We start from the raw sequence: 23,807 nt of genomic DNA on the forward strand, positions 1-23,807 counted from the left end.
AGAGTTTATAACGGCTCATCTTAGGATTTTTTACCGTCGCTCACATTCATCGTCCATGATTCATTGTGTCGCTAAAACCTTCATCGTAAAGGTTTTCCGGTAAAATATCCTTGCTTCGCCGATAAACATCTGCAAATATCTTTAACCAAGCTTCCATTGATACAATTTATACTCTTAGTACAGGCTGAAAACATATAAGTTTAGAATAGTGGAACAACTGCTCCCTTGTACTTTTCTTCTATAAACTTCTTGACCTTTTCGCTTTTAAGAGCGTCCACCAAAGCTTTTATATCCTCTCTGTTCTCGTCACCCTTACGAATGGCAAGAATATTGATATATGTCTTTGCAGCTACTGAATTGGCTTCTTCTTTTGCAAGAGCGTCCTTTTCAACATTGAAGCCCGCCTGCAAGGCAAAGTTTCCGTTTATAACTGCCACATCCACATCAGGCAGAGTTCTTGCCAACTGAGCGGCTTCAAGTTCTTTGATTTTAATATTCTTTGGGTTTTGTGTTATATCCTTTACTGTTGCCTTGAATCCGGCAGTAGGATTTACTTTTATAAGTCCGGCAGTTTCCAGAAGTAAAAGAGCTCTTGCTTCATTTGTAGTGTCGTTTGGAACGGCAATAGTTGCCCCATCAGCAATAGCATCAAGTGACTTTACCTTCCCGGGATATATTCCTAATGGCTCGTAATGGATTCCCGCTGCAGATACTAATTGTGTATTGTTTTCAACATTGAAATTATCCATGTACGGCTTATGCTGGAAATAGTTTGCATCCAGTGTTTTGTCTTGTAATGCAAGATTTGGCTGAACATAGTCCGTAAATTCTTTTATTTCAAGCTCATATCCTTTGTCTTTTAGTGCGCTCTGAACCTCTTTGAGTATCTCTGCATGAGGTGAAGGTGATGCTCCAACAACAAGCTTCTTAGATTGTGAACCGCAGCCTGATAATATGCCTGAGACTGCAAATACCGTTGTTAGTAATAATGCAAGTAATTTTTTCTTCATTTTGTTACCTCCTTGTTTATATTAAATGTATTAACTTTGTTTTCTCTTATCACGTTTTCTGGCTATTCCTGTTCCCAATTCCTGCGCTATCTGTACAACAATAACAAGTAATGCAACAGTGACAAACATCATGTCATTCTGATACCTGTAAAGGCCATAGCGTATTGCAATGTCACCAAGTCCTCCTCCGCCTACTATTCCTGCCATTGCGGAGTAGCCGAGTATTGTTGTGGTTGCTATTGCAGCCCCTGTAATAAGGGATGGTACAGATTCAGGCAGCATTACCTTACGGATTATCTGAAAGGGGCTGCACCCCATTGAAACAGCTGCCTCTATAACACCCTTGTCAACCTCCTGAAGCGAGGATTCTACAAGTCTTGCAATAAAGGGTGCTGCCGCTATTACAAGAGGTACCACGGTAGCAGTTGACCCGATGGTTGTTCCGATTAATGCTCTGGTAACTGGCATTACAGCAATTAATAGTATAAGAAAAGGAATCGAACGAAGCAGGTTTACTATTACGTTGAGAATCTTGTTTAACTTGGGCTTAGGGAGAATTCCGTTGTTTTCGCTTGTAACAAGCAGTACTCCTAACGGAAGGCCTATCACATATGCTGCAAGTGTAGATAACAATGTCATATAAACTGTTTCAAGAAGACCTTTGCCTATCATCATCCAGGTTGAACTATCCCACATGGTCAAGAACCTCCTCTACCGCAAGATTTCTTTCTTTCAGGTAATGAATTATCTTTTGAGATATCAATTCGTCATCAGGAAGTTGTATAACCATCTGTCCGTATGCTTTTCCATCTATATCACGCATATCTGCAAACATTATGTTAACAGGTGCACCGCAGTCCAGTATCATTGTGGCAACAACAGGCTCATATGAGGAACTACCGTCAAATACTATCCTGCAACACCGGCTTCCGATATTTTTTTCATTTCTATTTCCATTTGGAAATACCAATCTTTGAGCTGCATTTGTCTTAGGGTGTGCAAAAACTTCAGACACCTTCCCCTGCTCCGCAATCCCGCTTTTATCTATGATTGCAACGTGGGAACATATCTGTTCCACTACGCTCATTTCATGAGTAATTATTACGATGGTAATTCCAAGTCTGCTATTTATGTCTTTCAGCAATGAAAGAATTGCTTTTGTGGTATTAGGGTCAAGGGCAGACGTAGCCTCATCACATAGCAAAACTTTTGGATTTGTGGCTAAAGCTCTGGCAATGGCAATCCTCTGCTTTTGTCCTCCGGACAGCTGTGAAGGATAGGCTTCTGCCTTGTCAGCCAAATCAACCAGCTCCAGTAGCTCCTTCGCACGCTTATGGGCATCCTTTTTATCTATTCCTGATACTTCAAGGGGAAATGTTATGTTCTCTATTGCAGTACGCTGCATGAGAAGATTAAACTGCTGAAATATCATTCCCATGGACTGGCGGACTTTTCGCAATTCCTTTTCACTAAGGCCTGCCAAATCTACTCCGTCTATTACTACCCTTCCTCCTGTTGGCTTTTCAAGATAGTTAATACACCTGACCAGAGTACTCTTTCCTGCTCCGCTCATACCGATTATTCCGAAAATGTCCCCCTGGTTGATTGTAAGATTTACATTTTCAAGAGCTTTTACTACATTTGTTTTTCCTGAGAATATTTTTGTTAATCCCTCTATGTTAATTACAGGCTTGCTGTCCATAATATATTTCACCTACCTGTTAGAATATATTCATACTATTCATATAATTCATATATGTATTCTATTGTTTTCTTTAGTATAATAGGTGATTTCAATATTGTCAATGTTATTTTTTAGAATTCCCATGTAATTACATGGGAATAAATCTGAATAAAAACTAATAATATTGACACATTATAAAGTATGTGGTTCAATAAAACATATATAATTAGTATGAAATTGGAGGCAATTATGCGAATTTCGTCAAAGGGCAGATACGGGATAGCATCTATGATATGTGTTGCTCAATTGGGCAGAAACGGTGATTTTGTTACTGTGATAAGTATTTCAGAAAAACTTGGAATATCAAAAATTTACCTTGAACAGGTTTTCTCACTTTTGAAAAGGTCAAAGCTTGTTTCTTCCATCAAGGGGTCTCAGGGGGGATACCAACTGACTAAATCACCAGAAAAAATTACTGCTTATGATATTTTGCAAGCAGTTGAAATAAGTTTGTTTGAAGTAACAGAGCGTTCCGTTTCCCGGCAGGCAGAAGGAATTGAGAAATCAATAACTTCCTTGGTCTGGAGCAAGATGGACAAATCAATTTCCGAAGTTCTGAAGAACGTTACTCTCACCGACCTTGTTGATGAAGCTGAAAGAAACCCGGAAGATGATTCCTTTATGTTTTATATATAGACGAAAACATTTTACATTGCCGAAGCCAAAGAATATCAAGTCTTCAGATCTGACCATAAAACAATAGGCTGTCACAAAACCAAATACAATATATAAGAAAACTTTCAAGGTTATGTTTAATTAGTACTTCTGTACAAACTTATAACAATGGATTGCTCCAATTGTTATAAGTTGTACTCACATACTATAAACAGCTTTAATATATTGTATCTATATAGTTTTGCACAGCCTTTAAATAATTTGTTTATTATTTTATATTTAGGCCTTCATTCATACTGCCTGTTCTGTAACCCTTTAAATCCAAAGCAGTATACATAAATCCAATCTTTTTAAATTCAGAATAAACTTTTTCTCTTATTTCGCTGTCAATAAATTTCAGGAACTGTTCCTGTCCCACTTCGATTCTTGCTATATCACCGTGAAACCTTACTCTCACCTGTTTAAAGCCCAAATCCATAAGCAGTTGTTCAGCCCTGTCTATCATTCTAAGCCTTTGCTGGGTAATTTTTTCTCCGTACGGAAATCTGGAGGAAAGACACGCAAATGCGGGTTTATCCCAGCTTTTAAGACCCATTTCCTTTGACAGAAAACGTATTTCGTCTTTTGTAAGAAGAGCATCTTTCAGTGGGCTAAGTACACCGTGCTCGCTTACAGCCTGCAGTCCGGGTCTGTAGTCTCCAAGGTCGTCATGGTTGGAGCCTTCTAAAATATGCTTTACGTTTTCCTCTTTTGCAACCGTCTGAATTTTATCATATAACTCATTTTTACATAAATAACAGCGGTTAACAGGATTATCTGAAAATCCTTCAACATCCAGTTCTTCAGAATCAATTATCCTATGTCTTATACCAAAGCTTGCAGTAAATTCCTTTGCTTCATTCATCTCTCTCTCAGGGTATGTGGAAGAATGTGCTGTCACTGCTACAACGTCTTTTCCAAGTACATCATATGCTACTTTCAATAAAAAGGAAGAGTCAACCCCGCCGGAAAAAGCTACTGCAGCACTTCCTAATGATTTTATATTATTTTTAAGAAAATCAAGTTTGTCAAATACGCTCATCATAATATCCTCCCGAAAATCTTATCCCTAGTTATCCTATATAAATTATAATGATAATACAATAATCAGATATCCGTGTCAATTATTTCTTCCACTTGGCCAATGCCTCGGCAAGTGCTGAATTTATACTTTCGTCCTTATCCTGTTGTCTCATAAATTTAGCAACATCCTTTTTGTCTACCTGTTCCCCTTTTCTCTTTTTAAAGGCATCCAGCTTCTCTCTGTAACCGCAGGAACAGTAGAAGGATTTATTGTCCCCTTCTCCTCTGATTTCCATCTTCTTGTGACATTCGGGGCATCTGGCATTTGATATTACAGTTACCGATTTTCTGTATCCGCATTCTCTGTCAGGGCATACATGCATTTTCCCTTTCTTGCCGTTTACCTCCAAAAGGTATTTCCCGCATTCGGGACATTTTTCTCTGGTTAAATTATCGTGCTTGAACTGCTCCGAGCTTGCTATAACTGCTCCCACCAATTTTTTAGCATAATTTTTCATATCTCCTACAAAGGCATTTGAGTTGGCCTTACCTTTACTAATCAATGAAAGCTGTTGTTCCCATTTTGCTGTAAGTTCAGGCGATTTCAGGTCCGCCGGAACCAGTGAAATAAGTTGTGTTCCTTTTGAGGTTGGATGGATTTCCTTGCCTCTTCTCTCCACGTAGAAGGTATTAAATAACTTTTCTATTATATCTGCTCTTGTTGCAGGGGTACCAAGTCCGCTGGTGTTTTCTAAGGCTTCCTTTAATGCTTTATTGTCTACAAATTTTCCCGGATGCTCCATTGCCGAAAGCAACGTTGCTTCGGTATACCTTGCAGGTGGCTTGGTTTTTCCGTTTATTGCTTTAGGTGCAACAACTTTTGCCTTTTGGCCTTTTTGAATATCCGGCAAAGACTGGTCATTGTCATCTTCCTCATTGTCTTCGTCAAGCTTTCCGAAACCGTCATATACTGTTTTCCAACCCGCTGACCTGACTATTTTTCCCTTTGCATAGAAGTTTTCTCCTGCAACTGCGAGCTTTACAGTTGTCTGCTCATATTCAAAAGGCTGGCTTAGCACTGCTATAAATCTCTTGACAATTAAATCATATATATTCCGCTCTTCTGCATTCAATGAGGACAAATCAACAAATTGCTCTGTTGGTATGATTGCATGATGGTCTGTAACCTTGCTGTTATCCACAAACCTTTTTGTAACACTTATTTTGTTTCTCATAACTCCCTGAACAAGCTTTGCATAAGGGCCTACGGCTACGCTTTTCAAGCGTTCATTCAAGGTTGGCACAATATCATCTGTTATGTACCTTGAATCTGTTCTTGGATACGTAACCAGCTTGTGCGACTCATAAAGACGCTGCATTATGTTGAGGGTTTGTTTTGCTGAATATGAAAACTTTTTGTTTGCATCTCTTTGAAGCTCTGTCAGGTCATAAGCCAATGGAGGCAATTCCTTCTTGGTTTCTTTTTTTACCTCAACTACTTCGCCCGTCTGGCCTGTTATTTTTGCTACTATACCGTCTGCTTCTTCTTTGTTGAAGGTTCTGGTCTGATTTGTTTTGCTGTCCTGCCACTGTACCGTAAATCCGTTAAACTGTGCAGAAATTGTCCAATAGTCTTTTGGCCTGAATTTGCGAATTTCTTCTTCTCTTTCTACTATCATTGCAAGAGTAGGTGTCTGTACTCTTCCTGCCGACAACTGTGCGTTGTATTTGCAGGTCAATGCTCTGGTGACATTAAGCCCAACTAACCAGTCAGCTTCCGCCCTGCTCTGTGCAGAGTAATACAGGTTGTCGTACTCCTTGGAAGGTCTTAATTTTGCGAAACCCTCCTTTATGGCTTTGTCTGTCTGAGAAGATATCCATAGACGCTTTATGGGCTTTTTAAACCCTGCTTTCATTATAATCCATCTGGCAACAAGTTCTCCTTCTCGCCCCGAATCAGTGGCTATTACAAGTTCGTCCACATCTGCTCTGTTCAAAAGTCCTCTGACTACCCCGTACTGTTTTGCAGTCTGCTTTATTACTACCAGTTCCATTTTGTTTGGGACCATTGGCAGGTCTTCAAGGTTCCATGTCTTGTACTTGTTGCCATAGGCCTCAGGGTCTGCAAGGGTAACAAGATGCCCTAAAGCCCATGTTACTATATATTTTTTTCCCATTATATAGCCATTGGCGTTCTGTCCACAGTTCAGAACTTTTGCCAGGTCTCTGGCTACCGAAGGTTTTTCTGCTAGTACTATTGTAAAACCCATTTAAGAAACCAAAAATTTTTTATCGTCTGATAACGTCGATTTTTCATTTTGTACGATATCAAATTTTGGTTATTCACCTCTCTTTTCATTTATTATTTTCGACGATTTTTCGCACACTTTGGGCAACCTGTTCCTAAGCTAGTTCTAGTGTTGATTGCTGTTCTCCATTCGTGCCCAAATTCACATTTCCACCAAACTTTTCTATTTGATGATTTGGTAAACATATTAGGAGTCTTTCCTCTATTTCTTTCATAGTTCCATTCGACAGTTATTTCAGGCATTACTGTTTCCAAATCTGTTTCTCCTACTACCGACCTTTTCCCAATGCAATACGGGCATCCAGAACCGCTTGCACGAGTATAAATGTATGCCTGCCATTCATGATCATTCTCGCAAAGCCACCAATGCTTCTTATGAGAATTCAAAGAAACAGTATCAGGTGTTACCCCATTATTCTTTGTGGGATGCCATTCCGCAGCCAATTTGGGTTTTAGTGTTTCTAAATCCGTTTCGCCTTTTATTGCGAACCTTCCACTACAGTAAGGACACTCACTTCCATAATTTCTATTATGAGGACATATTTCCCACTCATGTCCTTTATCACATTTCCACCAAAATTTCTTATGTGAATTTAAAGAAATCGTATTAGAGTTTACATCCCCGTTCTTTGTTGGATGCCATTCTGATGCAAGTTTCGGATTTAAAGTCGCTAAATCATTGTATCCCAGTAATATAGCTTTACCTGCGCAATATGGGCATCCCCTATTTTTTCGGCTATAAACCACAGCCTGCCAAGAATGCCCTTTATCACAACTCCACCAGATTTTCCTATGTGAGCCATTTGTAATTTCAGTTGGCTTTATAATATTCTTTTCAAAGTCCCATTCCCTTATAAGTTCTGGATTCGTAGTCTCTAAATCATTGTATCCAGTTAATACCCTCTTTCCTATACAATATGGACAATCTGAAACTATGACCTCTCCTGTCTTTATATTTACATCTATTCTATTGTTGAGATTTGTTTGAAAAGAATGTCCATTTTTACACTTCCACCATATTTTTTTGTTTGATCTCCAAGCAACATTTTCGGGATATAAGTCCCCATTCTTTTTATAATCCCATTCATCAATTAAATACGGGAGTTTTTCAGATATGGAGTTTTTAATGTTTTTATTCATAGTTCTTCGTAGCCACTCTTTTATATGCTGATATAGGAGATTGTCCAAAAATGCTTGCTATACAGATACTTCAAAGATTTAAATAACAATCTTTCCATCAACCTCTTTAACTCTTCCGCACTCCAACAAATGTAAGCAAGCTAATTGCATTGCCACTGATATGTTCCCTCCAGAGCGGTTAAACCCAAAAGTTCTTGATGTTATTGCTATAAGATCATTAGTTGTGATTCCAAAACTTTTACTGACTATGGTATACATTGCTTCGGCTATCTCTTCTGTACTTATATAGTTTATTGGCCTTACATTCCCATATGGTTCAGGTATTTTCACCTGAATATCTTTGACATCCTTATGCCATAAAAAGTTATCCTTTTTTATAATTGTGTCTTTTATCTTTTTATCTAAAACATAATCTATAGAATTTCTTACCTTAACCGTTGCTTTCTGATTTCCAAATAAAGTTGCAACTCTCTTGCATAACAATTCATAGTGAATAGGACATTCCTGTTTCACTACATGTTTTATTGCATTTGCAAGATATTGAGAATCATCATGTACTCGTTCAACCTCGTATACATCAGTTTCCTTATAGTAGGTAAAATTATACGGATTACTCTTATCAGTATCAATTTCGTCTTCTGTACATTCAACTCTTATAAAATCATTTTCTGAGTAGGCTTTGGTTTCAGTATAAGTAATTGAACCTGAAGAAGTGCTGTCAAATTTAAAACCCTCAATAGCTTGTTTAACAGCTTCTATAAGTTTTGCCCCTTCAGTTTTTGGGTCCTTAATCCAGTCGGTAGACCATATTCTATAAATTTTCCACCCAATATCCTCAAGCACCGTTTGGCGTAAACGATCTCGCTCTCGTGCTGTTCTCGCACTATGATAGGTTGCTCCGTCACACTCTATACCAATTACAAAGATTCCGCTTAAAGTTGGATGTTTTACAGCCATATCAATACGATAACCAGAACACCCTACCTGTGTCGCTACTTGGTATCCGTTTTTTACTAAGAAATCATAAACTGATTCTTCAAATGGGGATTCAACATTAACAATATCTGAAAAATGCAGTTCATTTTGCAACGTGGACGGTCCATGAATTGCGAATTCAATATATTGCCGCAGCATCTTAACACCTTCAGAATTTGTACTTTCTATTCTGATATCCGTTGGATGTATTGAACCAACTAATTTCACATTAAATTTTGCACGAGTAATTGCAACATTCAAACGCCTATGCCCTCCATTTTTGCTTAGAGGGCCAAAATTCATATACATTACGCCGCTTTGATCCTTTGCATATCCGATACTAAAAATTATAGTATCACGCTCATCCCCTTGAACATTTTCAAGATTCTTAATAAAAAATGCCTGCTCTGCATCTTCTGAAAAATATTTCTCAAACTGACTATTTTGCAACCTTATTTGTCTGATGGCACTATCTACTGCCTGTTGCTGAGCTTCACTAAAAGTAACAATTCCTAACGATCTGTCGGGATGTAATCTAAAATGTTCAAACACGAGTTCAGCAACTCTTTTTGCCTCATTTATATTGTGTTTTTTACCCCCTCTATCATATACACCATTTTCAACAAAGATATATTCAACCCCATTATGCTCAATTTGATCTATGTTGGAGGGGAAAGTAACAAGTTCATGATTATAGATTTTTGCATTAGAAAATGCAATTAAATGTTCATGTCTACTTCTATAGTGCCATTTTAACGTCCTTTCAGGAATTGCGTTTGTTGCTTCCTCCAAAATAGATTCATATGCTCCTGTATCATCATATTCATCATCGTCAGTTTCAACATCAAATTCGCCATCTGAAACTGCCGCTGCAAAGAAGTTTGTTGGGGGTAATTGTTTACTATCTCCAGCAATTATGACTTGCTTTCCTCTCATAATTGCGCCAACAGCATCTTCTGTACATACCTGTGATGCTTCATCAAATATTATTGTGTCAAAATTGTATCCGTCCGCTTGTAAATATAAGCTTACTGACAAAGGTGACATCATTAAGCAAGGTTTAAGTGCGGTTAATAAATTAGGTATTTCTTTAAATAATCTTCTTAATGGTTTTATCTTTTTTTGCTTAGAAAGTTCCCTTTTTAAGATTCCTACTTCATCAACTGAGGATGTAGCAAAGTTAGTGTTCGGTAATTTCATAATCAATCGCTCTAAAATTCTTAGTCGTGATATATCAAATTGGATTTTGTCTAAATCATTAAATTCCTTAATAATAGATTGATGAGATCTGCTTCTAAATGCATAAACTGCTGGATATTTAGGAAGCATTGCATCAAGCCAGAGCCTGTAAAAACGCTTTAAGAATGTGTTTTGAATAATATCAGGTTCCATACCTATCCGTTCCACGTTTTCAACAAATTCAGATAAGCCAACCTCTCTGCATTGTTGCCTTATGCTTCTATAATCAATCCATTCTTCAAGTAAAGATAAATTATCCAAACTTCTCATTATTCTATCAAGTAAGCTGTATAAGTTTTGTGAATAAATCACATCGTAATTATCGAATAAATTAGCATACCATTCAAACGTATTACTAATATTTTCATACATTTGGGTTAATGATTTTAAAGTATCTTTTAACCATGTAGCAAAAGCTTTATTAGAAGCAACATCCTCAATGAACTTATTTGAAAATGCATAGTCTTTACAAAGCAAATAAAACTTTTCTGCAAATTCCAATGATGAAATTATTTCCACCCAATCAGTATCAATACCTTTAAATTTGTATTGATATTTGTTATATAAATCATTCTTATTGTTTTCTAACGTTTCCTCTGTTTTTTGAATTCTTTCTAATATTACTAAATCAGACATTGTTGATTCATATACAATTTCTTGCTTTGAACAGTTTTTAAAATTAACATATTTATCACTTAAGGTGTTAATATCTTCAAAAATTACCCCTAAAATACTTTCTATATCATTCAGCTGCATTGTTTCAATTTCTTCTACACTTAATAAACTCAATACTCTTCCAGAAATATTACTAGTTTCTATGTCGTTTATATGGTTTTTTAACTGAATAAACTTATCCATTTTCCTATCATGAGCAATTAATAATGAAATAAGCCTTTGAGGTACCCTATTACCCTTGAAATACTCTATTATCCTTTCAGCTATTCTGATTTTATTTTCAAGATTGTCCCAATCTGTATCTTCTAGTAAATAGTGCATACCTATAGATTCTTTAAAATTCGGACTGTTTTTAACAAACCATTTTTTTGTTTCATCAACAATCTTTATAGAATTAAAGTATGAGAGTAGCTCATTAACTGTAACATTTCTGAGATTTTTGTCTTTCAACAAGTATCTACTTAAATCATCAATATCATTTATTAATCCTTCTGAGTTTTCAATTGTCTGATTAATGGTTTGTAAGAGTATATCATTTTCTATCACAGAAGACTTACTACCAAAAATGTCCTGTATTTGATCTGGAATGTTATTATTAGCTATTTCATTAATTATAGAACTATATTCAGAAAGCCAATAGGTATTGCCTTCTACTAAATCTTTTTTTAATGCTTCTGGTATCTTACTCCCTCCAAAATACATTCTAATACTCTTGAAATTTTCTCTGTTTTTCTCAATTAAGGTCCAATCAGTATAATGGTTCATATATAAATCACCAAGTGTTTCGCTTAAAAGTGACTTATTATCAAAAAGCCATTGTTCTTTGTCTTTTATTTCAGATACAATATTCAATGCTGAAATAATATCATTATCAGATAATTTGATGCCTTGCTCCCTGCATAAACCTTTTATAGTATTTTTATCTGATTTATAGCTACCTTTTAGAAATTTGAGCAAACTTCCATACTCAGTTTTAAACCTTTTTAAAATACCTTTATAATCAACATCTAAAATATCTTTATCAAACTTTTCTAAAATTTTGCTTTTGTTTTTCTCAATTTCAGCATGCGTTTCTTTAATTTGACTTATGACTTTTTCAACTGCTATGTCTTTATTTTCATCGAACCAGACTTGTGTAGGCTTTGGATTCTGAACAATAATTGCTAGTAACCTACCTAAAGACACTATCTCTTGAAGATTACCTACTTTATCAATATCCAATTTTTCTCTAACTTTAACCGCAGCATTTATCCCATTAAACAAAAATGTTCGGAATATTTTTAGGTTTTCAACCTCTTTGTTTGAAAAATCATATAGATGAGAAATTTTCATTTCCAAAGCATCTGGCAACTTATTGTAAGCACTTACAACACTAATGAGTTTTGAATAATTTCTTTCAAATTTATTAATAAGAGATTCATACTCTATGCTTAATATTTCCCTTTCAAATTGTTCTCCTACACTATTTAAGTTCTTCCTTAATTTCATTTGAAAACTTTTAGCAATTTCAATTGAATTGTATAATTTAGCAATTTCAGCTTGTTCGAACCATTTTGGGTGTGGGTTTGGGCATAATAATATTAAATCAATAATTTCTTTTAATTGGTTTATAGTGTTAAAATTATTATGTTTATAAATACCTGTCATTTCAATAATTTCAGTACTTAAAGCACATATACTATTAAGCACTCCTCTTATTTCCATACACTCAGACAAAATATAGTCAGCTTTCAAAACTATATCTTTGCTACTTGAAAAACTTTCTTGCTTCAAATATTTTTTTACATCAATTATTTTTTCTTCAATCGTTGAAATTATAATCTTTGCAGATAAATCAAAGATTTCTGGCGTATATTTTTCACTTAAGCTTTCTCGATCTTTCTTATATTCATTAAGCAACGAATGATTCTCTTCTGCTAGTCTTTTCAATTCTGTAAAATCCTCAGAAAGCCATTTTTCTGGAAACAAAGGTGACTCAGAGCAAAAATCTATAGCAGCAAATAAATGAGGTAAATTTCGCATACTCAGCATTTTGGGGCTGCCGATATTTTTATTCGCAGATTCATATGACGAGATTATCTCTTTAATTGCAAGTGAAATTTTATTCAAATTTACTTCAATATTATGTCTTAATTCATGTGTAACAACTGGGACATTGCAACCACACCAAGGATTATCTGCATAATCTTCCGTTAATTTTCCAATAGTTTTTGAAAACTCAGATAAAAGGTATTTATATTTATTTAGTAAATTTGTATCCGTACTTTCAATATTGGGGATATCAAATATAATATCCTGCGTCGTGAATAGTTTTGATAATCTGCCATTTGCTTCAAATATAGAAATATTAAGCGGTGGACATTTAGTATGTAGCTCTTCAGAATATTCATTAAGTCTTCTTCTTTTTTCTTCCAAGCTGGAGAGTTTGTATAAAGCATCGTCACGAAGGCTTATTCTTTGCATATTTAGTGTTTTGGCAAGTTGTGATAGAACTTCTTTTTTATTGGCTTTATAACTATGTAATGTAAGGCAGAAATCATCAAGTCCGACCGCCGTAAGCCTTTTTTTTACCACTTCAAGAGCTGCCATTTTTTCAGATACAAATAGCACCTTTTTCCCATCAGCTAATGCCTCGGCTATAATATTTGTTATCGTTTGGCTCTTGCCTGTACCCGGAGGTCCTTGTAAAACAAAACTTATTCCCTTCTTTGATAATAAGATTGCATCTTGCTGACTTGAGTCCGCATCAACGACTTGATACGTGTCTACTGGTCTGATATTCCTGTCATGGTTAAAATTATTAAGTTCTTCAGGAATAATTGATATTTCACTTTTATCTCCACTTATAGCCTTAAATATTGGATTGGATACTATTTTATCTTTATTGTCCTTTAAATCTTTATACATATTTATTTTCAAAAAAGATAGAAGTGTTAGATGGACATCTGATGTAACCGACCAATCATTCTTGTTTGCCAGCTGACTGATTTTATGCAAATAATCGGAAATTTCTTCTTCATTACCATCAAATTCTGGCAGAATAATTCCAAAATCATTTTCAAACTTAAATACTAGACTTGGATTCACAACTATTTCATCTTCATGAAGTTGTAATCTGTAAGGGTCGGTTATTGATTGAATAGTCAATGAAACCGGAACTAATACTATGGGAGAAGAAAGAATAACATCTGAAGTTACATTTTCCTTCCATTTAATAATTCCAAAAGTTAAATAAAGTGAATTAATGCCCTGCTCTTCAATATAGGTTTTTGCTTTGCCTCGTAAAACTTTCAAAGTTTTCTGTTGTTCGTTAATTGTTTTATTAGTCTTTAAGTCCCCTTCTTGAATAGTTATATTATTCTCTTCACCATTTTCATCATATATAGTTTTTAATGGATATGGAAAACTAAGTGCTTCCTCATCAAAAACTATTCTCTTGTATAAAACTTCAAAACTTGGATACGTAATTGAAACACTAGACCTTTTTGTTTCTTTGAAATTAATTAATCTATTTCTTTTACTTAAATCTAAGAGTCTCTTTTTCCACTGTTCAATTTTCACATCCAATTCTTTCATGAAAACACCTCTATATCAAAATCGTTTAGCTTGAATTTTTTATAAAAAACTATTCTTGCTTGTCATCAATCATCTCAACTATGTCCCCGATATCACAATCCAAAACTTTGCATATCCTCATCAAAACATCCATACTTACAGGCTTTTCTTGACCCAACTTTGCAAGAGTAGATGTACTTAGTTTTGCATCTTTTGCAAGTTGCATTTTCTTTATTTTTTTATCTATCATTAATTTCCAAAGCCTATTATAGGAAATTTGCATTTACATCTTCCTCCAAAGTTATCATTTACATCATTTTACCATCTGATCGGTAGCCTTACAATAACATTATTTGACTATTTAAACAAAAACTTTACATAGGCGAAAATATTTATGCATAAAAGCATCCATAATCTTCTGAAAATTTTTCGGTTTTTTCCAATCAGATATTGAACTGCTTTATGAAATACTTAATATAACAAAAAATTAGTTCTAATATTAGGACAATCATAATGTGTTTGACATAGTAAACTATATGCTCATTTCTTTTACTCTTTTTAATTTTTTTTAACTGATGAAAGAAAGCCAGCTTAAGGGTAAAAAATTCTAAGTAAAATATTGCTTTAATTTACTATATAAGCATCAACTTATATGGGGGCAATGATTTTCACGAATCTTGCCCCCATATACGCACTCTTAAAAATCTAATCCAGACATAATTTTATCATTTAATGAGGTTGCATTTATATCAACATTTTCATCGAGATTTGAAGTATTTGTCACGATGTAATTTTTTAGCACTTTATTTATATCCATAACGTCATCTATGTTCTGCTGTAAGCTTTGAGTATACACATCCAAATCTATAGAAGCATCCTCAATCCCCATTTCAGAAAGCATTTTCTTACGAGCCTCTTCATCTGTTTTCTTCATGAGGTACGTTACCTGTTTTATTAACTTCTCCTGTGTTTTCTTCAATATATCAACCTTATCTGAAACGGATAAAATATCTTTCTTAAGAGACTTATTTTCGGTTCTCAAAGCTTCATTCTCTCGTGTAAGATTTGTATTCTTTGTAAGTAGCTTGTCTACAGTCTCTCTGGTTTCTACAATCATCTTCCTCTGCGATGATGTAGGTTGTTCCATAAAAGTGTCTATATTCGATGCTCTGAGCAATAAGTTCGTATTGACACTTACTGTAAGGCTGCGGGATTTATTTATTTCATCCATTCTCACAGTACAAAGCTTGGGGCATTCTACTATCTTTCCAGTCTTCTCATCTTTTTCCTTAACAGGTCGTGTAAAATGATAGTCTCTAACTTCTTCAAGACCTTCAATATTATCTCTGCACCATTTAGCAAGCTCTGTTGCTTTTATCTTTTTCTTTTCGATTTCAGCAAAACGTATAACAGCTTCTAACAGCTGGTCTTCTGAGTATTTCTGAGTCTTTGCCATTCGTTATATTTCTCCTCTGCCTTAATGTTACATCCCATACGAAATCGTGTAGCATCTGTCTGAACTGATAAGAATACTTCTTCAAGAGACACATCTTTATTCTTTATACTCATGGTATTATTCATAAACTCTATAACACGCCTTGCACTATCATCAGCTTTTTTCTGCTGAAATTGCATAAAGCTTTCAAGTTCAGCCTTGGAAGGTCTGTAATACTCACATCCCATACAATCGGCGAGATGCCTCTGCTCGATACAGTCACTTAAATCGTTTTCATCCGCAAGTCTCTTACTAGAGGTACATACTGAATTACTTGTATCAACAGCAGTTTTATTGACCTGCTCATACTGTTCCTTTGAATATCGCCACTCATAATCAAGCTTTTTCTGAAGCTGTACCACAGATGAAGCCCATATGGTCTCTGATATATTTGTGTAATAGCCAGAGCTTGTATTGATGTTTATATGATCTGCAAGCTGTCTACATATATCTTCACCTAACTTCTGAAAATACAGATTTGCCATAGCGATTGGTCTGCTATCACCTGCTGTAACAGGCTCAAACTCTGTAATCCCTGTAGCGTATTTAGCAAAGTCATAACGACTGTTTCCAATAATATGTTCCTCTACGAATGCAGCCACAAGATGATTAAATGACTGTAATGAAAGCATGTTGTTTATCATTAGCTCGTTATATTCAAAGAGAAAACGCCTGTCCTGTTCCTTTGTAAGCTCTATGTATTTTTCAACGTTCCTTACAACCTCTGTAGCAGGGATTTCAAAAGTGAATTCTTTGTAATCCTTATTTATATCGTAATATACTGTTCTTGTACCTTTTTTGAGCCTTGTACGCCTTATTATGAGGTAAGTCTTGCCATTCTCTTTGTAAATACATTCCTTTGGTGTAAGGAGCATTTCCGTAGCTCTCAGAGGCAGAATAAATGTGATGTTCACCCAGAAGAAAATAGGAAACCACTTCTTAAACGTATTGTCGTCAGGGTTGTTCCTGTAAATACTGTTAACCTCGTTTTCAATCACCAGATAATTTATTATTGGTGAAAGAAGTCTCTGCGATGACTCCTTACTTTTAATCAGCTTTATGTTGGACGTTATCCTCTCAATCTGTGAATCAGGTGTATTTATGAAGCCAAGGAAATCTTCCAAGGTAGTAATACCAGTCGTTGTCAGTCTAAAATCTTTATCTTTGTACTTCTGAAGGAATTCCTTGATGGTACTTATCTTGTCCCTGGCAATGGTCTGATAAACATAGACTCCGTTGCAATAAATAGCATAACATCTAAGCATGTTTTTCATTGTTTCTTCTGCAATTCCGAATTCCTTACCAATGTGCTTTTTGTAAGCTTCTGAATGAAGTGAGAAATCAAGACCATACTTTTTAACGTCTGAATTGCCTATCCATTTATCAGCCTCAAATATGCCTTCAAGCTTTCCACTATTTACAAGTGATTTATGTATCTCACGGCATTTGTTCAACACTTCGACACTGTAGACTTGGTCCGTGTAGAGTATTACTTCTTCAGACTCTATTTTTCTTAAAAGGTTATCCATTCAGAGCCTCCCTAATAAGTTTTCGTGTTCCTGCTATATCTTCTTCAGACATTTCCTTTATAATTGCGTTTATTATTTCCTGAAAGGCAGGTATTATCTGCGTTCTAAGTGCTATGCCGTACTTCCTATTACCTGTAATAAGCTCTTTTTCCATGTAATCCTTTATCACTTTTACAAGTGAAGGTATTCCATCACTCGTGAACACATGATATGGGCAGAGATTTGCAAGACATGACTCGTATATAGGATTCTCACAGCAAAAACCTAATGCTTTCTTTTTACAGTAAATACCTACATCCTTTGCCTTACCTTTTCCCTGTGCAAGAGCAAACATGGCTTTCAATATCTCAGTTGGTTCTTCTGATTTGCCATGAGATAAAATCTCAGTCATTCTGTTTGAAGCTACCAATGAAGTTCCTAATGTCTCCAGTTCATAAGCCGAGAGTGGAATCTTTTCCATTATCAGAGTCTGCTCTTTTGCGGAAAGCTTTTCAAAAGCATCTGGAAATGCGGCTATAAGTGCGTTGTACAATGAAACGCTGAATACACCTCTCTGCATCATCATGTATAAAACAACTTCTGCGCTCTCGCCTGTCAGACCGTGGTCTTTAAGATAAATAGCTGTAGTATCTACATTTGCATGATTGCGGGCAAATGATGCTATCACATGAGCAACCAAAGTGGTATTCCCGTTATTCCTTGCCGACTGCTCAATCCCCTGCAAATATGATTTGTTTAACCTTCTTGAAGAAACGGAATGTTTTCCTGTTATATTAAATATATCGTCTCCAAAGAAGTCCCTACAGATAATCCAACTTCTATAACGACTTGCTCTATGAGCATTCATGTATCCCTCTTCTGAAGTTATGTGATGATACTCTGCTATAAGAACAAGTTTTCCAAAAAATGCCCTGAGTTCTGGCACGATCTCAGAACGGAGCTTTCCAAGTCCTGTCTTTTGCGGAACATTGTATGCCATTTCAATTTTTCTTATAGTGTATAGAGCAACACTGTCATATGTTTCATTAGGAATATTTCCATTCAGTATATCTTCCTTTAATGTATCTATGTTGATTTTAAATGGATTATCATTACTCATAAAGTTTGGATAAACCCATCTGTCGCAGATATCTGAAGAACGCCAACCGCACACATAGTGACATGATAAGAACATCCACATCTCTGCATAATTACTGTTTTCTAATGCCTTAAGAGTCAAGTTATGCTCTTTGTCGTAATCACTGTTAAATAATATCTTTGATAGTCTGACAAAGTCTTCATAAGGATACGCAGGCTCAGCATCACTTTCTCTCTTCTTTAGGTCGATGTTATGATATTTGACGTTTTCATATTTTGCTACAAACTTAATGAATTCAACGAGAAGTTCCTTTGTTCGTACTGTATCAGCTTCTTCTATTGCAGATATGACGTCCTCATCAGTAAGCTGCTTTATATCAGACATATCAAATATGGTTCGTACAAAAGCTGTGAGTGAAGGAGTATAGATATTTTCTTCATCCTCAATGTATGTCAGATACTTCTTCATATATTCAAGAGCTACTGGATGTCCTTTGGAATGATTGATAATCCATCTAGTCTTTTCTTCCTCTGTAAATCCGAACTCCTGAAAGAATCTCTCACTCTTATAGTCAAGGAATAGTGCATCTTCACGGCTTATGTAGAATTCTTCTCTTTCAGGAATCTCAAACAGTATTTCTGCCGGTTCGTGAATCGATACGCCAAAGTAATCATTCTCCTCCAAAAAATCAATGTATTTATTTCTGTTCTTAGCATACCTTGACTCAAATCTGTCGCTGTCATGCTGTTTAAGGAATGCCTTGATACCAACGTAGGTATCCTTTTGCTCTGCGATCTTATCACATACCGATTTAAGAATTGCATCATCATGAACCTCGATATCACCATTATCTATGTGATACTGCAAGATATCTGCCTTTATGCCAAGAGCTCGTGAAGCTTTGGCAATTGTTATAATATTATCGTTTGACCATATATTTGCCAAAACCCCACCTCCTACCACATGATGGTTTTGATAAGCTCTAACCACAGTGTCTTTGTTACTTTGTTAATCAGTTAGATACCACATGACGGTTTATTTAGAACGAGGTTACAATCGCAGAGAGTAGTCTAATAGATGTCCTCCAGTATCTGCGACTGGAATGTATACGAGCTTTCTCTATATTTCTCTATAAGGTCTGCGTTTTCATGTATGTAGTCATTCATGGATTCCTGACTCGAATCGCCACGCCACTTCATTATTTCTCCGCCTGTGAGTTTTGCCTTTGTAATCAGATACATTGTGAACCAGTGTCTAAACATATGCGCTCCTGGATACTCGACCTCATAAGTTTCTATAAATGCCGCATTCTCTACATATTTTCCTTGCTTTTCGCAGGCTATCTTTAGTGATGGCAAAAATCTTTCATAAAACAATGTCTTTACTCTATCAGAGTACGTCTGCACTGTCATAGGATTGCCCTGCTTATTAACAAACAGTGGTGCATCAGGACTTGTATCAAATCCTCTGCTTTCCATTATTTTAATGTGAGTGTCATGCAGTTCGCTTATATCAGCAACAAAGTCGTTATAAACCTTCTGCACTCTGTTTTTCTTAATTGTGCCGGGATCTATTTTTCCTTTCCAGTTTTCAAAATATTTAGCTTTGTCTGTGAGGTCTATTTCAATTCCTGACAACATGCCAAAGCTTTTCCTTATAGTTTTAAGACTTCCACAGCATATATTTACTATTTCACCCTCTCTGATTCCTGCATAAGCTCCCAGAGCGATACCAAGTGTGATATCCGGCTCGTATTTCTTAGCTTCGTAAAGGAGCAATTCCAAGTACCCTTCTATCAGAATTCTGTTTTTCTTATGAGTAGTCTTAGGAGCTGACACATGCATTGAAGAATTGTGTGATATAACTGCCTTCTTATGATGTTTTTTATCCTTTACAATAGTCAACGTCCTCAATTCTTCACCTTTATACTTAAATGGAAGAGCATCTCTGTTTGAGGTATAGTAATGTATCAGAAAATCTACCACATAGTCCCTGTATCTCAGCCATGTATCTCTGTTGTATTGTTTTTCGTCGTTCTGCATCTTTAAATGCTTCAAAAAGTCTCTTATGGTTTTAAGGCTGCACTCATGTATAAAGTTGATATCAGTCTCTTTAAGCAAGTAATTCAGAAAATGACATACCGCATAGGCTTTGTAAGATAATGTCTTTCCATTCAGCAATTCACCCTTTACCAAGTGGCACAGATATCTTTCCAACCCTGTATAAAAAATAGGAATATTTATATTTTTTTCATAAAGGACTATGCATGGATAGTTACGTTTCTCCTCATCTTCTCCTTCTACGGATACCATCCTGTTTATAAACACACACTTGCTTCTATACTCTTTTACATCACTGTTAGCGAATTGAATAACGTTGGTCATCCTATACCTATCTCCATAAAAATAAACTTTATCTATCGTCTATCTTTGCAATAACATCTATTTTATGTTATTGAAACTTTATTCTGTAATTCCTTAATATTCAATACTTTCCTAATAAATCTATAAAGTATATTTATTTTTAATTACATATTTTATGTCAATCCTCCTAAAACTCGAATATTTCTAATGGTGACTCTCTTATTTATTATAAGGTTTATTGTCTTAACATTCTATATCATTAACTCAATCTTAGCATCATTTCCGGCTCTCTGTTATTTATATGTCTGTATATAATCCCGAGGGCCCCTATTACTCCATTAATATCAGCTAACGCAGACTTTTCTATTTTAACTTCTCTGTTAAAGTACTTTAGTTGGTGAGCAGCTGTTTCTCTTACAGAATCCAGAAGAATATTTCCTGCTTCGGCAACGCCTCCGCCAATAACAAAAGCAGAAATATCAAGTAACATAACAATGTTCGCTATTATTTTGCCAATATGCATACCTGCCCGAGAAAAAACCTCAATTGCGTCAGCATCTCCTTTCTCAGCCAAAACAGCCACCTCCGGCAGCTGTATCAGCTCAGTATCTCCGCAACCCTTTTTTAACTCTTTAAATCTTTTCAAGAGTGCCGGACCCGATACTAATGCCTGAAGACATCCTTTATTGCCGCAATTGCATTCCGGCCCCTCTTCAACCACCTTTATATGACCTATTTCACCTGCCCACCCATTTGCACCGGTAATAAGTGTATTATTAAGAATCAGCCCGCATCCAACGCCTGTACTAATTGTAATGTATGCCAGATTATCATGCCCTTTTCCTGCTCCCTCAAGTTTTTCGCCAAGTGCGGCCGAATTAGCATCGTCCTCCAGAATAACAGGTACATTAAATTTCGACTGCAAATACTTTTTTAACTCAAAACCATTCCAAGTCATATTGTTGGGCCATTTGACAATATTTCCGGTGGTTCTTTCAAAGAGTGCAGCCAAGGAAATCCCTATTCCTTTTAATACTTTATTTTCCTGCTTCATTTCATTTATAGCAGATGTTATCAAATCACAAATATTCTCCGAAATTTCAAGCTCGCAAATCCCGGATTTTTTAAACTTTACTTTTTTAATGTCAGAAATATATCCCAAAGTCTCATCATAAGTTGCAATGCGGACATGGGTCCCTCCAATGTCAATTCCAATGAAAAAAGTATTCACAAATAATTCCCCCCAACCGAAACAATACTACTAAAATGAAATATATAGTACATATACATAATTTACCTCATACTAAGATATATTTCAAATGTTTGTACAAGTTAGTACCTTTTTCCATGCAAGCTAAAAAACCAATCCTCTAATTGGAATAATATTCCGATTAGAGGATTGGTTTTTGTGAACTCAGCAAAAGAGTTATCGTCTCATTTTTATTCCAGTGTGAAAGAAGCCAAACTTGCACTACCTGCCCCTGCATAGGATAAATACAACGCATGAACACCGTCCGGTATTACGATATCCGCTGAATACTCCTGCCATATATTTGAAAATCCAACAGGTATCTTACCAAGAACCGTTCCATTCCAGGCTGTTTTTATATGGAATTCGCCCCTGCAATATCCACGAACCTTGATTTTGACTTTCTTGATGCCCTTACAGTCAAAGTACTTGAATCCGGCTGTAGCAGAATCCTTCATATTAGCAATATAGCCTATTTCTTCGTCCCCATCTCTTCCATCCTGAGTAATCTTAGGGAACTGATGATCCATCCATGCGCCTGTCCAATCAGTATATAAGGATTCCTCTTTGTAGAACAGGTTACATGCCAGATATGTGGGGTATTCCCCGTGTCCTTCCAGCGGGCCTCCATTTGCGCCACAGGAAGTCATTTCTACCTGAGGAATTGTGCCATCCTCTAAGATTGTAATAGGCTCAATACAGCCTTGTCTGCTGAAATTTGTTCCATTGGTGTGTCTATGGTAAAAAATGTACCATTTGTCATTGATTTCACACATGCCGCCATGGTTGTTTGCACCATAAAACATTGGTTTTTCCGCAGGCTTGTAAGTGTCAATATGAAGATCACTATTGCTCACAATCACTCCGCCGTAAACAAAGCCCTTTGTGGGGAATTTGCTGGTAGCGTAACACAATTCATGGAAAACAATTGAGGAATAAACAAAATAATAGGTATCACCCTTTTTACGAATGGACGGAGCTTCAAAGAACTCATGTCCTTCATATCCGCTGCCTTCGCTGTAAGGTTCGCTTGGAGCTATAAACACCGGATTTTCCACGATTGTAAGCATATCCGCTCCAAGTACTGTTGCCATTGGGCCTTTTCTTGATTTATCACCTTTTGCGCAAAAACCTGTATACAGATAGGTTTTATCTCCTTCTGTCAACACACCGGGATCGAATTGAGGCTGGTCTCCCTCTTTTTCACCAAGGCGTAATCCATCGGCGTAATGTACAAATCCATAAAATTCATATTTACCTGCCGGAGTATCACAAACTGCTACTGAAACAACGGAAACTTTATCAAGTACATAGTACAGATAATAACGTCCATCAGGGCCCTGAGTAACATCAGGTGCATAGAGACACGCACTGCCGTCAGGATTCTGAGGATCATCTGTCTTTTTATAAATTACTCCTTCGTACCGCCAATCAGACAAATCCTCCACAGGTGCTGACCAGCATACATAGTCATTCATGCAGTATACATAACCGTTAAAACGATCATGAGAGCCGTAAGCATATACTCTGCCATTAAAAACATGCGGTTCTGCGTCAGGAACATATTCCCATGATGGGAGATATGGATTTAAACCTTGCTTTTTTGCCATAATTATATCTACCTTCCTTTGATATGATTTTTAACACTTATAATCTTTGCATTTTGTCATAACTTTATATAACCAGTGTTACTCCAGTTGATAATTTAAAATAATTGTAAAAATAAAAAAGAAACCAATATTGCTATACAGTATGCTTCAACTGCATTGC

15 protein-coding genes are annotated in these 23,807 nt (G+C 36.0%); 1 reads left to right on the plus strand and 14 read right to left on the minus strand.

Features of this window, described 5'->3' with window-relative positions; translation table 11 throughout:
* Positions 1-200 precede the first annotated feature (200 nt).
* Genes P0092_RS18330 through P0092_RS18340 form a run of 3 tightly spaced genes read right to left on the minus strand, consistent with a single transcriptional unit; the run spans position 201 to position 2,712 of the window.
* Positions 201-1,010 carry a MetQ/NlpA family ABC transporter substrate-binding protein gene (locus tag P0092_RS18330; protein ID WP_004620656.1) on the minus strand — a complete coding sequence of 270 codons (810 nt, stop codon included), beginning with the start codon at positions 1,008-1,010 and terminating at the stop codon, positions 201-203.
* 30 nt (positions 1,011-1,040) lie between these two features.
* Positions 1,041-1,706: a methionine ABC transporter permease gene (locus P0092_RS18335; RefSeq protein WP_004620654.1), complete on the minus strand. Its 666-nt coding sequence runs from the start codon at positions 1,704-1,706 to the stop codon at positions 1,041-1,043.
* On the minus strand, positions 1,696-2,712 hold the full coding sequence (locus P0092_RS18340) for a methionine ABC transporter ATP-binding protein (protein ID WP_004620653.1): 1,017 nt from the start codon (positions 2,710-2,712) through the stop codon (positions 1,696-1,698). The genes P0092_RS18335 and P0092_RS18340 overlap by 11 nt, the downstream gene beginning before the upstream one ends.
* 231 nt (positions 2,713-2,943) lie before the next feature.
* Between P0092_RS18340 and P0092_RS18345 the strand changes: the two genes are divergently transcribed.
* Positions 2,944-3,390 (plus strand): RrF2 family transcriptional regulator, encoded by a 447-nt coding sequence (locus P0092_RS18345; RefSeq protein WP_004620651.1) that lies wholly within the window; start codon positions 2,944-2,946, stop codon positions 3,388-3,390.
* 247 nt (positions 3,391-3,637) lie between these two features.
* Here P0092_RS18345 and larE read toward each other — a convergent pair whose 3' ends face one another.
* The 11 genes from larE to P0092_RS18400 form a co-directional block, all read right to left on the minus strand.
* Positions 3,638-4,450, minus strand: a complete 813-nt coding sequence (gene larE / locus P0092_RS18350) for an ATP-dependent sacrificial sulfur transferase LarE (protein WP_040759124.1) — start codon at positions 4,448-4,450, stop codon at positions 3,638-3,640.
* An 82-nt stretch (positions 4,451-4,532) separates the two neighbouring features.
* Positions 4,533-6,701: a DNA topoisomerase III gene (locus P0092_RS18355; RefSeq protein ID WP_004620647.1), complete on the minus strand. Its 2,169-nt coding sequence runs from the start codon at positions 6,699-6,701 to the stop codon at positions 4,533-4,535.
* Positions 6,702-6,793: 92 nt separating this feature from the next.
* Positions 6,794-7,879: a zinc-ribbon domain-containing protein gene (locus tag P0092_RS18360; RefSeq protein ID WP_004620644.1), complete on the minus strand. Its 1,086-nt coding sequence runs from the start codon at positions 7,877-7,879 to the stop codon at positions 6,794-6,796.
* Positions 7,880-7,957: 78 nt separating this feature from the next.
* Complete coding sequence (locus P0092_RS18365; protein WP_004620641.1) at positions 7,958-14,344, minus strand: DUF3320 domain-containing protein; 6,387 nt, start codon at positions 14,342-14,344, stop codon at positions 7,958-7,960.
* Between the two features lie 49 nt (positions 14,345-14,393).
* Entirely contained in the window at positions 14,394-14,606 is a 213-nt protein-coding gene (locus P0092_RS18370) for a helix-turn-helix domain-containing protein (RefSeq protein ID WP_004620638.1), read from the minus strand.
* A 414-nt stretch (positions 14,607-15,020) separates the two neighbouring features.
* Complete coding sequence (locus tag P0092_RS18375; RefSeq protein ID WP_004620637.1) at positions 15,021-15,779, minus strand: hypothetical protein; 759 nt, start codon at positions 15,777-15,779, stop codon at positions 15,021-15,023.
* On the minus strand, positions 15,740-17,347 hold the full coding sequence (locus P0092_RS18380) for a hypothetical protein (protein WP_004620635.1): 1,608 nt from the start codon (positions 17,345-17,347) through the stop codon (positions 15,740-15,742). The genes P0092_RS18375 and P0092_RS18380 overlap by 40 nt, the downstream gene beginning before the upstream one ends.
* Positions 17,340-19,370, minus strand: coding sequence for a hypothetical protein (locus tag P0092_RS18385; protein ID WP_004620633.1), 2,031 nt, complete (start codon positions 19,368-19,370; stop codon positions 17,340-17,342). Before P0092_RS18385 ends, P0092_RS18380 begins: the two co-directional genes overlap by 8 nt.
* Positions 19,371-19,495: 125 nt before the next feature.
* On the minus strand, positions 19,496-20,809 hold the full coding sequence (locus P0092_RS18390) for a hypothetical protein (RefSeq protein WP_276186987.1): 1,314 nt from the start codon (positions 20,807-20,809) through the stop codon (positions 19,496-19,498).
* A gap of 238 nt (positions 20,810-21,047) precedes the next feature.
* Complete coding sequence (locus P0092_RS18395; RefSeq protein ID WP_004620626.1) at positions 21,048-22,019, minus strand: ROK family protein; 972 nt, start codon at positions 22,017-22,019, stop codon at positions 21,048-21,050.
* 209 nt (positions 22,020-22,228) lie between these two features.
* Positions 22,229-23,647, minus strand: a complete 1,419-nt coding sequence (locus P0092_RS18400) for a family 43 glycosylhydrolase (protein WP_004620624.1) — start codon at positions 23,645-23,647, stop codon at positions 22,229-22,231.
* Between the last annotated feature and the right edge of the window lie 160 nt (positions 23,648-23,807).

The sequence above is a fragment of the Ruminiclostridium papyrosolvens DSM 2782 genome (genome assembly GCF_029318685.1).
Classification (GTDB): Bacteria; Bacillota; Clostridia; order Acetivibrionales; family DSM-1351; genus Ruminiclostridium; species Ruminiclostridium papyrosolvens.